The organism is Vreelandella aquamarina, assembly GCF_900110265.1.
Classification (GTDB): Bacteria; Pseudomonadota; Gammaproteobacteria; order Pseudomonadales; family Halomonadaceae; genus Vreelandella; species Vreelandella aquamarina.
In genome coordinates this window covers 1-13804 of sequence record NZ_FODB01000074.1, presented here as the reverse complement: position 1 = coordinate 13804, position 13804 = coordinate 1, and the positions used below count along the sequence as shown (strand labels likewise).

The window sequence follows — 13804 nt, the reverse complement described above, 5'->3', positions numbered from 1 at the left end:
CAGGCTCAGCACAATGTTCCAGCCTGGGCCGGACTGCGCCGCACCCATCAGAGAGGACAGGTCCAGAAAACCGGCTTCGCCGGAATCCGCTGAGTCACCGGCCGCCTGATCGGACAGGCGCTTGCGCCAGTTACAGAAACTGGCGTAGCCGATGTTCTCTTGTTTGCAGAACTTCGAAGCTGACAGACCACTGTCACGCTGCTGATTGACCAGAGCCTGCCACTGTTCGGGTGTGCGGTGCTTTCTCATGGGGGTAACCTCGTGTTGGAAAGTGTGAGGTTACTGTAGGGCGATTTTCAGCAGGGTGGCAGAACGTCGTGGAATGAACGCTTACACATCAGCAGCGGTCTTGCTCCCCATCCAGGAGCGCACCCTATCGGGCTATCACAACGTGCCTTTCCACGTAGTCATGCCGTCTATTCCAGCAAGTCATACCGGGCGCAGCGCGGAGCCGGTTAAGTAGATGGGCGATACCCAGTTAAGAAAAAATGTTGGAAGAAGCTCCCAGCGTCACCAATTGGTTTTATCAACAGTAATCTGATTGCTTAAATAAGAAATGTTAATGAGTTCCTCCAACGCTTGGTCTACTGTTCTAAACCAGACTTGGTTACCGCGATCATCAACGACTTTCCGTATGTCACCTACGTTTTCAATCCAGAGTGCGTAGCCGTTGATTCGATTGGCTTTCAAGATAATATTCACATTTCCTACTCGTTCAAGACTGTCGCAGTACCTATCAATGTCACGGTAATGAATCGTATGCGAAGGACTCACACTCTCGGTTCCCTTGAATTAATCGGTTGAACCCGCGCCGAAGGCGCCTTTCTCACCCAGGCCCGGTACGGGCCGGGGGGCGGTGTGTTAAGGCTCTGTTTGCTAGGTTCCGAATAGTAATCTCTTCTTGGTATTACTCTTGTTGGTAATACTCATCTTGGTTTATCCCCCTATTCACCATGTATTGGGGACCCATCTGATTGTTCGCCAGCACATGGTTTACCATTAGGTGGTTTTTGGGGGGATGGCGGTTCTGGGGTATCGGTAACAAAGTGGACCCATTGAAGCCGCCCTTTTTCGCCCTGGATTCGCTCTTGCTGAAAATAACCAACCGCCTGCATTTCCTTGCGCGCTTTCACCCACTGTTGCTGGCTAATCCGAAAGACCTTGCGGATGTACCAGATTCGCAGGTCGAAATCCGGGCTTCTCCCAAGCATCCAAGCGAGTAGTACGCGGGCTCGCCAGCTCAGGCGCTCATCAGCCAGGATGTCATCAGGTACTACAGAAAATGCGCGCCGCCTGACCTTGATTGCTTGATTCATACGCTTTTTACGACAGCTGAATCGCTGCTATCGCCTTCGAGGGTTAGCGCATCTTTGACTTGAAGAGTACGAAAATAGACCCGCCGGCCAACCCGAAGCATCGTCGGCTTAAGTTTCCGGGAAACATCCGTGTCAGAGTAAAGGGCGACTCGGACCCCATCGGGAGACCGCCCCAGTAAATTCGCAATGTCTCCCAGGCTCATCAGAGGGCCATACTCTTGAAGCATGTATTCTTCCGTTGTCATTGGTACGTCCACCGCGTTTTGAGTAAGTGAGCGTATCTTTTGACATATCCAGAAAAAGGTCAAATATAAGCAATTGATTTATAAGACCAAAACACCCCATCCTCGAATACCAAGACATCTAATATGTCCTTACCAACCTATAGTGATTTGGTCATCACTCATTTACATAAAACAAAATATTGTTATAATTCAACGGCATGAAAGGCTATCAAAATCACATTATTGATAGAAATTATTCATCATTGATTGCATATTTTTTAACCTTATCGAGTTTGTCTACTAGGTCTTCCGCGCGAAGGTGCGTATACCGCCTCAACATCCGCATAGATTTACGACCGCTGCAGTAAAATCGCGTTTGGGGGATTTGATGAGCTACAGTAATATGAAAAATTAATCTTTAAATTCTTACACAAGAATTTTATCTAATAAATCTCATAAATTAAAAACTTATATTTTTTCATAATCTTTATCATTATAAATCATTTTTGAAAATGAAACGGTCTTTGGTCGAATTTTGGATTTAATTCCTAAGACGTGCTCAGCTTCAACTTTGAGAGAAAAACCTATTAAATCCTCTTTACTTTTAAAAATATCCATATGCTTTAAAATATTACGAAAAATGTTATTTAAAATATTATCTGTAAATAACAAGTCTTCAATTAATATCTCGTCAGACCTTCCAGCATGAACAAAAACACAGCGCTTACGATACACTTCCTTAATTTTGTTCTCGTAATCATTTAATGCCCAGTCTGTTGTCCACCCAATAAATGCTTCAACACGTTTTGGAAGCGCACTTGAATAAGAGTCACCTTGATGGGTAAGGAGTGTTTCTATTGCTATCATATTCCAGAGAAATGCGTGTGTCAGGTCACTAGTTGCCTGGCTTTCTCCCGCAAGTAAAGCAGCGTTTTTTATGTCACACTTCCAACCCTCAGAGATTTTTATATTACCTTTTAAAACCTCAATCAGCTCATAAAAAAAGCTAAATTTATGGTAATTATGCCAACGGCTGTCAAGCCAAAGATCTCCATGTCTTCCAGTCCATTCACTGTGCATCATCCAAGATTTTTTTATCACGTTTATCATTAAGTAGTGAAGATGTCCTGTACTTTTCTCACTAGAAATGGTTAAACATGCATTATTACGCCTTCTTCCCCATCCAAGCTGAGATAAAGAAATAATTGACAGTTCATCTTTAACAGACTTAAGAAATTCTTCTTCTGTTTTAAATCCAGCTCCACCGAAGGTGCCAATAGCATAAACACTATTTTTTTCAAAAAACACTTTTTCCCAACGATTTTTTTTCAGTTCATTTATAGTTATCGGAAAGCCGAGCCTTTTCCTGACATAAGGTAAACGTGTAGAACTAACAAAAGTGATATTATTGATTGTGATTTCTTCATTAACTACTGTTGTCAGTACTAGCCCGCTCACTGGGGCGACTAATAACCATCTACTTTTTTGGTTTTTTAAACTTTCTATTGATGACATCGCTTTTTCCAAGTAATTTATTAATACATTTCTAATATTTAATGTTTTTTCAATTAATTATTGCTCTCATGAATTGGTGTTCCTCATTCTATCTAGCTTTACCACTAGATCTTCCGCTCTCAAATGCGTATACCGCCTCAACATCTGCATCGACTTATGCCCACTGATTGAAGCAACCTCCTGATCAGATAGTCCAGCCTCTACCAACCGGCTGACTGCCTCATGCCTTAAATCATGAAAGCGAAAGTCATCAAGCCCTGCCTTCTTCTTGGCCTGATTCCAAACCTTCGTATAGACGTAAGGGCCCCGCTTGCCTTCTTTGCCTGGCTCACCGAAAAACACCAGGTTACAGTCGAGTGGACGCACGGGGTTATTCAGTGCCTGCTTGAACACTTCTGTCGCGGCTTGAGTCAGCGGCACAAGGCGAGCTTCGTTGTTTTTGGTGTCAGTAAGGTGCACCAGGCGGCGTTTAACGTCTACCTGGCTGCGAGTGAGGGTTAGGATCTCCGACGAGCGCATACCTGTCTCTAGGGCGATTCTGGCGATCCATGCCAGCATAGGGTTACTGTGCTGGCGTAACACGGCGAACAGCCGCTTCTCCTCCTCGGAATCAAGACGTCTACTCCGACCCTCCCCTGGGCTAGGCTTGCGGATATTCTGAACAGGGTTATAGGTCAGGCCCAGCCCCCACTCTTGAATTGAAACCGTAAATAGGTGGCCAAGCAGGGCAAGCTCAAGGCGCACGGTATTGGGGCTGATTAGCTCACCTCGGCGTCCCAAACTGTTTAAACGCTTGTCACGGTAGTTGGCGACCAGTTCTGGCGTAAGAGCTGCTAAAGAGTATTTACCCAAATGCTCGATCAGCGTATTGGCTTTGAGGCGTTCACTTTTCTGGCTGCTGGGTTTCTTGGTAGGAGTTATATCAGCCAAGTAGCGCTTTAGCGCTGCTTCAAGCGTCATTCGTTCTGAGGCACTACGCTGGATATAAAGGCCGCGCACCATTTCGTCTTCAGTGCGGCGTGCCCAATCTTGGGCGTCACGTTTGGTGCGGAAGGTCTTTGCGATGGTTGGCCAACCCGACTTGCGGATGACGGCTTTCCAGGTTGCAGAGGGGGTCTTTACGATGGTGGCCACAAAAAATCTCCAGGGTCTGAAAGATCGGCACTGTACCGAAACTGTACCCTTGGAGTAGGGGACTCACCAGATATAAATGCTAAGTTACTGATTTAAATGGTGGGCCCAGTAGGACTTGAACCTACGACCAAGGGATTATGAGTCCCCTGCTCTAACCAACTGAGCTATAGGCCCGAAAAGCGTGCATATAATAGCGAATGTGGGGGGGCGAGGCTACCCCTTGGTGCGCTATCTTACGGCGAAGTCGGCATTTTTTCGGCACTAATTGGCGGCGCTGGGGTCTGGTGGTGAATGCTTCTATGGAGAATCGCTTTGAAAGCTTTGATGGCTCTTTTCCCGCTGCTGTTGGTGCTGCCGGTGCAGGCGGATTGGCAGCTTGATCCTGGCCAGTCTCAGGTGCAGGCGTCGATCACCCAACTGGATGGTGAGGCCCCGCAAACCCATCACCATCAGGTGAATAATTTGCAGGGCGATATTGCTGCCGATGGCACGCTGCGCCTGCCGCTGCGCTTGAGCCAAACCGACCTGCTCAATCGCTTTGGGGAGCTGCCGCCATGGGTGGGCTTGCTGGCGAACACCACGCTGGTGACGCTGGTGGCGCAAATGCCGCCGGAGCGGTTAGACGGCTTGGATATTGGCGAGTCGATGGTGGAAACCCTCACCTTTCGGGTGCAAACCGACCTGATTAACCAGGAAGAGGCGGTGCCGCTGCGCTTTACCCGCGAAGGGTTAAACGAGGTGCGCGTGACCCACGCCGAACCCATGGCGCTGGATGGCAACGCGCTGATGGCTAACAGCACGGTGCGCACCGTGCTGTCGATGTTGGGCTACCAGCAGATTGATGAGCATGTGCCCGTCACGCTAAATGCGCTGCTGGTGAACCGCTAACGCTTGACTTAGCCACTGATGGGCGCTTAGTGGCTAAGCGCTTCAACATCGCCTGCCTGGGCGGCCCCGGTTTGTACCCGCCACTGGGCGGCATAATGGCCGTCCGCCGCTAACAGGCTGGCGTGGGTGCCGCGCTCGGCCACTTGGCCTTTTTCAATCACCACAATCTCATCGGCGTGCACAATGGTGGAGAGCCGGTGGGCAATCATAATCACCGTGCGGCCGTGGGCGATGCGTTTTAGCGAGCGCTGAATGGCCGCTTCGGTTTCGTTATCCACCGCGCTGGTGGCTTCATCCAGCACTAGAATCGGTGGGTCTTTTAACAGCGCCCGCGCCAGTGAAAGCCGCTGGCGTTGGCCGCCGGAAAGGCGCACGCCCCGCTCGCCCACCGGCGTATCCAGCCCTTGGGGCAGCGTTTCGATAAAGCTCCAGGCTTCGGCGGTTTTGGCGGCATCGATAATCGCGGCATCGTTGGCATCCGGCTGGCCGTAGGCGATGTTGTCGCGAATACTGCCTTCAAACAGGTACACGTCCTGGCTGACTAGGCCAATGGCTTGGCGAAGTGAGTGCATACTTACGTCGGTGATGGGCTGGCCATCTACCAGCACACGCCCACTGGCGGGGTCGTAAAAACGCAGCAGCAGTTTGATCAGCGTTGATTTACCCGAGCCGGTGGCCCCTACCAGCGCCAGCGTATTGCCAGCGGGCACGTGTAGATCCACGCCGTTCACACCTACTTGGCTGGTCTCATATTGAAAACTCACCGCTTCGAAACGCACGTCGCCTTTTACCTGGGCAGCCAAGGGCGTGGTGCTGTCGTCCTTTACGGTAATCGGTACTTCGAGCAAATCCAGAATCCGTTTGGTGCTAGCCATGGCGCGCTCGAACAGGTCGATCACTTGAGCAAGGCCGGTGAGCGGCCACAGCAGGCGTTGGGTCAGAAACACCAGCACGCCGTAAGCGCCCACGTTGAGGCTGCCGTTCAGCGCCATCATGCCACCAACAGTAAAGGTGGCGAGAAAGCCCGCCAAAATCGCCATGCGGATAACCGGAATAAACGCAGAACTGACTTTAATCGCGCGACGGTTGGCTTCCACATAGGCTTCACTGGCATCCCGCAGCCGCTCGGCTTCCCGCGCTTCACTGGTGAAGCTTTTAATCGTAGCGATACCGCTGAGATTGTTGGAGAGACGGCTGGCAAGGTCGCCTACTTTTTCGCGCACGTCGCTGTACAGCGGCCCGGCTTTGCGCTGGAAGAAAAACGCGCCCCAAATGATCAGCGGAATCGGCGTAAACGCTAGCAGCGCGATCAGCGGAGAAAGCACGAAGAACACCGCGCCTACGGCCACCACCGTCACCACTACTTGAATCAGCGCGTTGGCACCGCCATCCAGAAAGCGCTCTAGCTGGTTGACGTCATCGTTCATGGTGGCCACTAGCTGACCGGAGCTTTTCGATTCAAAAAACGCCATGTCGAGGCGCTGGGCGTGCTCGTAAGTGTCTTGGCGCATATCCGCTTGCAGCCGCTGGGCTAGGTTGCGCCAGAGAATCTGGAACAGGTACTCAAACAGCGACTCCCCCGCCCAAATAAAGAAGGTGAGCACCGCCAAAATGGTGATCTGCTCTTGAGGCGATTCAAACCCCAGCCGCGCCACAAAGCTGTTTTCCTGGTTCACCACCACATCGATCGCCACGCCAATCAGAATTTCCGGGGCGATATCGAACAGCTTGTTGATAATCGAGCAAATCGTGGCGGTGATAATCTGCCGCCGATAGCCTTTGGCGTAGCGCAACAGGCGCATTAAGGCGTGAAAGCTTTGATTGACGGACGCTTTGTCAGCGCGGGTCGGGGAAGAAGCCACATCAATTCCTTTTACGTTGTTATCTAGGGTGGTTACCCGTCGACACGTTACGCGGGTTGGCTCGCCCGCCGTACGTTGGCAAGCAAAGGGCTGCCGGTATCGGGGTCGAGCAGCAGCGTGCACTCTACCTGATACAGCTCCCGCACCAGCGCAGGCGTCACCACCTCAGCGGGCGCGCCCTGGGCAACAATCTGCCCGTCGCGCATGGCAATCAGGTGGTCGGCGTAGCGGCAGGCGCTGGCGAGGTCGTGCAGCACCATCACCACGGTGCGGCCTTGGCAGGCCAGGTCGCGCACCAGCTCGAATACTTCGATTTGGTGGCCTAAGTCTAACGCGGAGGTGGGCTCGTCGAGTAGTAAAAGCGGCGTTTGCTGTGCGATGGTCATGGCGATCCAGGCGCGCTGGCGTTGTCCGCCGGAAAGCGCTTCCAACGGCCGGTCGGAAAGCGCTTCCAACCCGGCAGCGGCAAGCGCATGGTGCACCACCTGTTGATCTTCCGCCGACCACTGGCGCAGCCAGCCTTGGTGGGGCTGGCGGCCAAAGCGAATCAGTTCGGTGACGGTCAGCCCTTCCGGAGCGACCGCCTCTTGGGGCAGTAGCGCCAGCTTGGTGGCAAGTTGGCGGGCGGGCATCTGGGCGATGTCGTGGCCGTTGAGCAGCACGGCACCGCAGTCGGGTTTATGCAGGCGGGCAAGCCCAGAGAGCAGCGTGGATTTACCACAGCCGTTGGGGCCAACAATGGCGGTTACCTGCCCGCTGGGCAAGCTAACGCCGAGTTCGTGAATCACTTGGCGCTGGCCGTAGCTCATGCTGAGCGCATCGGTGGAAAGCGTGGGTAATGAAGTCATGGGCGGCTCCGTTGCGGGCGCATTAATATCCAGAGTAGCCAAGGGCCACCCACCACGGCGGTGACAATCCCCACGGGGATCTCGATGGGGGCAAACAGCGTGCGGCCTGCTAAATCGGCCAGCACCATCACCAGCGCTCCCGCCAGCGTGGCGGCTAGAATGGGAACATGGCGGGCGCTGGAGAGCGAGCGGGCGATTTCAGGGCCGATTAGCGCTACCAATCCCACCGGTCCTGCCACGGCAACGGCCAGCGCAGTAAGCACCACTGACAGTAACAGCACCTGCAGCCGCCGCGCTTTCACAGAGGTCCCCAAGCCGCTGGCGGTGGCATCCTTAAAGCGCAGCAGCGTGAGCGAGCGGGCCAGCGCCAGCGCGGCCACCAACCCCAGCGCCAAGCCAATACCCAATAGCTGTACCGCGCTTGCCGGGCGGGCATTGAGGGAACCAACGGTCCAGGGGTAGGCGGCGTTAGCGGTATCAATCGCTACCCGCGCCAACATCAGCTGCGTGACCGCGCCAAAAACCGCGCCCACCCCAATGCCCGCCACAATAAAGCGGTAGCCCTGGGTGCCGCTGCCCGCCGCTAGGCCAAAGGTGAGCACGGCGGCGGTGGTCGCCCCCGCCAGCGCCATGGCGGGCGGGGCAATCCCTACGCCTACCCCAACAATCGAGGCCACCGCAAAGGCGGTGGCACCGTTATCGATGCCGATAATGCCGGGGGTCGCCAAGCGGTTACGGGCCAGGGTTTGCATTAATACCCCGGCCAGCGCAAACGCAGCCCCGGTGAAGCAGGCGGCGATCAGGCGCGGCAAGCGCAGCTGCTGCACCATAAACGCGGTCATGCTATCGCCCTGCCCTATTAAGGAAGCCACCACCGCATTGGGGGAAAGCGTCACGCTGCCCAGGCTTAAATAGAGCACGCAGGCGGCCATCAGCGCGGCACTCAACCCGATATTTACTGCCACAGCGCGCTTTTCCAGCAGCACACTCACCCCATAACGTGGCAGCGCAGCGCGCCAGTAGCCCTGCGGGGCAGCCACCGCTTGGGCGCTCACCTCTTCTTGATAAGCGGTGGATGTGCGGGGCAGTACCACACCGCTCATCGACTGTTTTGCCGTCATTTTCATAGCATCAGATAACCAAAGAGAGTGCGTTAGAGCATCGGCAGGCGCTTGGCCCGCACCACCGCAATCAGCACCGGCGCACCGCATAACGCGGTGAGTACGCCCAAGGGCAGCTCGGAGGGAGCAACGACGACACGGGAGATAATATCGGCGGTAAGCACGATCAGTGGGCCAATGGGCAGACAGAACCAGAGCGTGCGGCGAATATCCGGCCCGGCGATGGCCCGCGCCACAAAAGGCACTACCAGCCCCACAAACGCAATCGGCCCGGCAATAGCGGTGGCCGCGCCAACTAATAGCGCCACGCAGCCCACCGCCAGCCAGCGAATCAGCCCAGGGCGGTGCCCTAAACCGCTGGCGGCCCGCTCCCCTAGCGACAGCGCGGCCAGCGGCCGGGCAAACAATACAACGCCCGCCCCTGCTACCAGCAGGCTGGGCAGCACAGCCCATAAATCGTCTAGCCGCCTTCCTGCCAAGCTGCCCACTACCCAAAAGCGAATCTCATCGGCGGCGCGCTGGTCGTAGAGCAGCATCAGTGCGCTGAGCGAACCGAGCAGCCCGGAAAACGCTGCCCCCGCTAACACTAAGCGCACCGGGTCGCTCCCCACACCGCGCAGCCGCGCCACGCTGAGTACGCACACGCAGCCGATCAGCGCCCCTAACTGGGCCACGGGAATGCGTAAAGTGGCCGCGCTGGCCCCTAATACCAGCGCCAGGGAAACAGCAAATGCAGCGCCAGCGCTCACGCCCAACAAGCCCGGCTCGGCCAGCGGGTTGCGTGAAACCGCTTGCAGCAGCGCCCCCGCTACGCCCAGCGCAACGCCAACGGCAATACCAATTAGCGTGCGAGGGGCGCGCAGTTCCCAGACGATAAAGCGCGCTTCCGCGTGATCACTACCGCTTAGCAGCCCTAACACTTGGCGGGGGCCAACGCTGCCTGCGCCTATCAACAAACTAACGACGCTCACCGCCACAAGGGCGGTGAGCAGAATCAGCATCCAGTGTCGGGATGAGCAGCGCCACCTGGCGCTACTTCCAGCCTTGGTAAGTAGCATCACGGCAATAACGCATTCTCGATGTCATCCAGAATCGCCTGGGCCGCCAGCGGGCCGTTGGCACTGCTCCAGAGCTGGCCGTTGACCGGCACCACTCGTTCGTTCTGTACCACGTTCAAGCGGTTGAAGGCGGGGCTCTGTTTGGCGCTATCTAGGGCGGCTTGGCCGTCATCATTTAGCGTGGCCAAAAACAGCCAGTCGCCGTCTACCTGAGAGAGGTTTTCAAGGCTTAATACGTCGCTGTGCACGCCCCGTTCACCGATCAGCTCGCCGCCTTGCACATCCAGGCCGACGCGCTCTAACAGGCCGGTGGCAATCAGGTTTTCCGACATTACCATGGGGCCGCCGGGCATCCAGCGTACCAGGTAGGCATTTTCGCCCACCTCCGCCTTGGCCACCGCTTCCGCCATAGCGTCTACCCGCTGGTCCACGGCGCTAATGGCCTCTTCAATCGCCTCTTCACGGTTCAAAGCCTGGCCGAATAGGCGCGCTTCGGCTTCCCAGTTATCGGCCGCTAGCGGTTGCGTGTGGGGCACCACAGTGGGAGCAATTTGCGATAGCAGTTGGTACTGCTCCTCCGGAAGCTGTGCTGCGGCTAGAATCAGGTCCGGCTGCTGGGCCAGCACTGCTTCAATATTAATTTCCCGCACGACGCCCACAATTTCAGGGTGTTCGAGCTCTTTCGCACTGAGGTAGTCGGTCACGTACTCTGCCACGTTGTCGCCGCCACGGGTGGTTACCGCCCCTACCGGGGTCACGCCCGCCGCCAGCGCGGCATCCAGCGCACCTTCATATAGGGTGACTACACGCTCTGGGTGATCAACAACCTCAACGTTGCCGTAAGCCGTCTCCAGCGTGCGCGCTTGGGCGGTGCCCACCAGCAAGCCGCCCATCAACATTCCCAGTAAACCGCGCTGCAGTAACGTGTGTCGCATGTGAGCCTCTCCTGATTAACCGTTAATCCAATAGTAACGATTCTCAAAAACACTTGCACTCCTATTACATCGAATGCGGTGTTGCAGTTACTGCAACGTTAGGCTGCCCATATTAGCTAGCGGACTAACAACCTTTATAGGCAAGCGCTCCCCATCCGGCACTGTTCCATTAACAGCAACACCATGTTCGATCAAACCATCTCGCAAGTGGGAACTTTTCTTCTTAGAATCCGCAACTCATTTGATAATCAGTTTCATTAGCAAACAATACTCATATCAGGGGATCGCCATGCCACGCTTTACTCGCACCGCCCTCGCCAGTGCCATCGCGCTTAGCGTTACTGCGGCGGCTAATGCGCAAGAATCAGCGCAACTGGATAACATTGTTGTCTCTGCCAGTGGGTTTGAGCAGGCAATGGTGGATGCTCCGGCGAGTATCTCGGTTATTTCCAGAGAAGAGCTTCAGCGCGAACGCATTACCAGCGTGGCTGATGCACTGCGTAATGTAGAAGGGGTAGATGTCGGCGGTTCGGTGGGCAAAACCGGCGGCAGCAATATCAGCATTCGCGGTATGCCCAGCGACTATACGCTAATCCTGATTGATGGCCGCCGCCAAAATGCGGCTGGAAGCGTCACGCCTAACGGTTTTGGCGAAACCTCGACCAGCTTCTTCCCGCCGGTTTCCAGCATTGAGCGTATTGAGGTGATTCGCGGGCCGATGTCGACACTGTATGGCTCTGATGCCATGGGCGGCGTGATCAACATTATTACCCGCCGAGTAGATCGCGAGTGGGTTGGCTCTGTCGGCGTCGAGAGTACTTTTAATGAAGATCGTGACTTTGGCGACCGCCGTGAAATCAATCTCTACACCAGCGGCCCGCTGGTAGAGGACACGCTGGGCGTTCAACTGCGCGGGCGTTTTTATGAGCGTGACGCATCAGAGCTTGTCTACACCGACGCTAACGGCAACCCGGTTGAGGTGAGCCAGCGCGGCCCTAGCCCGGTAGAGGGCGATGTGTACAACCTGGGCGGCAAACTAACCTGGACGCCTAACGACAGCCACGACCTTTGGCTGGATGGGGAGGTGAACCGCCAGCGCTACAACAACGACGAGTGCCAACTCGGTACGTTGGACGGCCGCACCCGCAGCTGTGCGCCCAACCCTGGCGTGGCAAACGGCTATGCCGACGAGCTACGTTTTGAGCGGGAACAGGTGGCTATCGGCCATACTGGGCGCTTTGCCTCTGGCACGCTGGAATCGAGCCTAATGCGTAACACCACTGAAACCACTGGCCGTACGATTCCCGGTGAAGAGGGTGTTGCCTATGAGGGCTTCTCCAGCATTATTGGCGGTGCCCCGCGTAAGCTGGAAACCACCAATACGGTGCTGGATAGCAAGTTTATTATGCCGTTGGGTAACCACATGACCACTGTTGGCCTCCAGTGGTGGGATGCGGAGTTGGATGACGGCTTGGCCAATGAGACTTTCGAGCAAACCACTTGGTCGCTCTTTGCAGAAGACGAATGGATGCTGCGGGATGATCTTGCGCTGACGCTGGGCGGCCGCTACGACCATCACGATGCGTTTGGCAGCCAGTTCAGCCCCCGTAGCTATTTAGTATGGAACACCACACCGAACTGGACATTAAAAGGCGGTGTGAGCCGTGGCTACAAGACCCCGACCCTGAATGACCTTCACTCGGGTATTAACGGGGTGACCGGCCAGGGCACGATCCTGACGATCGGCAACCCGGACCTTGAGCCGGAAACCAGCACCAGCAGCGAAATCGGCGCGCACTACGATAGTCAAACAGGCTTTACCGCCAGCGCGACGCTGTTCTACAACCAGTTCGACGATAAAATTGCCAGCGGCAACGATATCCTGATTGAAAACGACCCGCTTATCCCGGATGGCGTGTATAGCCAGGACGTGAATATCGATGAAGCGGTGACTCAGGGGGTCGAGCTCTCCACCAGCTATCAATTCACCCCCGATTGGCGCTTATCCGCTAATTACACCTACACCGATAGCGAGCAGAAAAGCGGCAATAATCGTGGCGAACCGCTAACTGATACGCCCGAACACGCGCTGAACGCCACGCTGCGTTGGCAGGCGACACCGAAGCTAGATACTTGGCTCTCTGCCGAGTACCGCAGCGAGCGCTATCGCAACCGTGAACGTGTTAGGGGCGCGCCCTCCTTCGCTGACCTGGGGGATTTCAAAGCCTACTCGCTGTTTCACCTAGGCGGCAGTTACGCGTTTACCGACCAATTTAACGTCAGCGCCACCCTCTACAACTTATTTGATAAAGACTTTGTCGACTACCGCGCCTACGGCGATGGCACCAGCTTCGGCAACGTTTACGCCAACAGCGAAGAGGGTCGCCGCCTGTGGCTCTCTGCTCGCTATGAGTTCTAAACAGACGCCCATGTAGTTTCACTTACTGTTTCAATGCTCACTTGCTGCCCCGGCTACGCACCGGGGCTTTTTTATGTTTTTTGTGGATCGCCTCAGCAGTAGCTTCCCTCTATAGCGACAATTCATGGTTTTAATATATCCTGAATCCGTGAGACCGGCCCCCGGAAGCACTTCTAACCCACTGACCTGCATGGCAATATAGCCATTATCGCCATTCACCCAGACAGTGCCATGCCCAACATAAAGTTCCGCGCCAGTCGCCGCACCCTCACCAGCCACGCCGGGCTGTCCATCATCGGGCAATGCTTCGAGATCGCTGGCGTCGACAGCATCGACAGCCGCTTCCCCACCACGCTGGGCATGCGCACCAGTGACGTGATCAAGAGCTACCTGGGCCTGCTGTGTCTGGGCATGAGCGACTATGACGCTGTCGAGAACTTCCGCCGCGACAAGCCCTTCCAACAACTGCTGACCCTGCAGAAGG

Annotated in this window: 11 protein-coding genes, 1 tRNA gene and 1 pseudogene; 3 read left to right on the top strand and 10 right to left on the bottom strand. The window is 55.3% G+C overall.

The features are described from left to right. The 5 genes from tnpA to BMY49_RS15675 form a co-directional block, all read right to left on the bottom strand. Nucleotides 1-249 (bottom strand): IS66 family insertion sequence element accessory protein TnpA (gene tnpA / locus BMY49_RS15705; RefSeq protein WP_089675998.1); only part of this gene is annotated, 249 nt, incomplete at its 3' end. A 695-nt stretch (nucleotides 250-944) separates the two neighbouring features. Then, entirely contained in the window at nucleotides 945-1316 is a 372-nt protein-coding gene (locus BMY49_RS15695; RefSeq protein WP_089675996.1) for a hypothetical protein, read from the bottom strand. A 692-nt stretch (nucleotides 1317-2008) separates the two neighbouring features. Next, nucleotides 2009-3055, bottom strand: coding sequence for a hypothetical protein (locus BMY49_RS17300; RefSeq protein ID WP_143058145.1), 1047 nt, complete (start codon nucleotides 3053-3055; stop codon nucleotides 2009-2011). A 66-nt stretch (nucleotides 3056-3121) separates the two neighbouring features. Beyond that, entirely contained in the window at nucleotides 3122-4189 is a 1068-nt protein-coding gene (locus tag BMY49_RS15680; protein WP_089675993.1) for a site-specific integrase, read from the bottom strand. Between the two features lie 97 nt (nucleotides 4190-4286). Next, nucleotides 4287-4363: transfer RNA gene (locus BMY49_RS15675), tRNA-Ile, on the bottom strand. A gap of 138 nt (nucleotides 4364-4501) precedes the next feature. On the opposite strand from BMY49_RS15675, the gene BMY49_RS15670 reads away from it, so the two are divergent. Next, the gene (locus BMY49_RS15670) at nucleotides 4502-5077 is read left to right on the top strand and encodes a hypothetical protein (RefSeq protein WP_089675992.1); all 576 of its coding nucleotides are present in this window, start codon (nucleotides 4502-4504) and stop codon (nucleotides 5075-5077) included. A gap of 26 nt (nucleotides 5078-5103) precedes the next feature. Here the strand turns inward: BMY49_RS15670 and BMY49_RS15665 are convergent, their stop codons facing one another. From BMY49_RS15665 to BMY49_RS15645, 5 genes are all read right to left on the bottom strand, one after another. Then, a complete protein-coding gene (locus BMY49_RS15665; protein ID WP_089675999.1) occupies nucleotides 5104-6879 on the bottom strand; it encodes an ABC transporter ATP-binding protein in 1776 nt (591 codons plus the stop codon). A gap of 107 nt (nucleotides 6880-6986) precedes the next feature. Continuing rightward, the gene (locus BMY49_RS15660) at nucleotides 6987-7787 is read right to left on the bottom strand and encodes an ABC transporter ATP-binding protein (protein ID WP_089675991.1); all 801 of its coding nucleotides are present in this window, start codon (nucleotides 7785-7787) and stop codon (nucleotides 6987-6989) included. After that, entirely contained in the window at nucleotides 7784-8914 is a 1131-nt protein-coding gene (locus BMY49_RS15655; protein WP_089675990.1) for a FecCD family ABC transporter permease, read from the bottom strand. The genes BMY49_RS15660 and BMY49_RS15655 overlap by 4 nt, the downstream gene beginning before the upstream one ends. Nucleotides 8915-8940: 26 nt before the next feature. Next, nucleotides 8941-9909: a FecCD family ABC transporter permease gene (locus tag BMY49_RS15650; protein ID WP_089675989.1), complete on the bottom strand. Its 969-nt coding sequence runs from the start codon at nucleotides 9907-9909 to the stop codon at nucleotides 8941-8943. A 56-nt stretch (nucleotides 9910-9965) separates the two neighbouring features. Beyond that, entirely contained in the window at nucleotides 9966-10901 is a 936-nt protein-coding gene (locus BMY49_RS15645; protein WP_089675988.1) for an ABC transporter substrate-binding protein, read from the bottom strand. Nucleotides 10902-11190: 289 nt separating this feature from the next. Between BMY49_RS15645 and BMY49_RS15640 the strand changes: the two genes are divergently transcribed. Both BMY49_RS15640 and BMY49_RS15635 read left to right on the top strand, forming a co-directional pair. Beyond that, a complete protein-coding gene (locus BMY49_RS15640) occupies nucleotides 11191-13320 on the top strand; it encodes a TonB-dependent receptor domain-containing protein (RefSeq protein WP_089675987.1) in 2130 nt (709 codons plus the stop codon). A 231-nt stretch (nucleotides 13321-13551) separates the two neighbouring features. After that, nucleotides 13552-13804 (top strand): annotated as a pseudogene (locus BMY49_RS15635) (IS1380 family transposase); the annotation flags it as partial.